The organism is Corynebacterium sp. HMSC065D07 (assembly GCF_001810695.1).
GTDB classification, from domain to species: domain Bacteria; phylum Actinomycetota; class Actinomycetes; order Mycobacteriales; family Mycobacteriaceae; genus Corynebacterium; species Corynebacterium hesseae.
The window spans coordinates 1-455 of the sequence record NZ_KV802447.1; the positions used below are offsets into that span (position 1 = coordinate 1).

Sequence of the window (455 nt, forward strand, 5' to 3'; positions counted from 1 at the left end):
CGCGCAGGGATTTTTCGTTTTGGTTGATGCGCTTAGATAGCACCTGGGTGCCGTCGATATCTAAGACGCAAGCGTGGTGAAAGTATTTACCGACGTCCATGCCGATGACATAGTCGTAGGTCATGCCAGACCTCCTAGCGAATTGAATGAGTATGGGACTTATTTCATCGCTGGTGGTCGGACATACTTCACGCTGGCATCCACATTACTTTGAGACCTCGCACATTCTGTGCGGGTCAGGTTCCTATTAGCAGTCTGGAGTATGCCACTGCCTTCGGCGGCATCACCCCCCGGATCATTTTCAGACAGGGACGAAAACAAGCCATACCGAAGCCAGCGACTAGTTCCACTGCCCCAAGGCAGAAGGAACGCAGACAAACATAACCTGCCCCAGCATGGGGCTAGGAGTACGAATCCTGAGTTCCTTCAAGCGGAACTGCCAACAACGTAATGGG

The 455-nt window shown here is 52.3% G+C and carries 1 protein-coding gene; it reads right to left on the reverse strand.

The window, feature by feature from the left end; translation table 11 throughout:
- Window positions 1–124 (reverse strand): IS110 family transposase (locus HMPREF2760_RS05700; RefSeq protein WP_148138844.1); only part of this gene is annotated, 124 nt, incomplete at its 3' end.
- Between the last annotated feature and the right edge of the window lie 331 nt (window positions 125–455).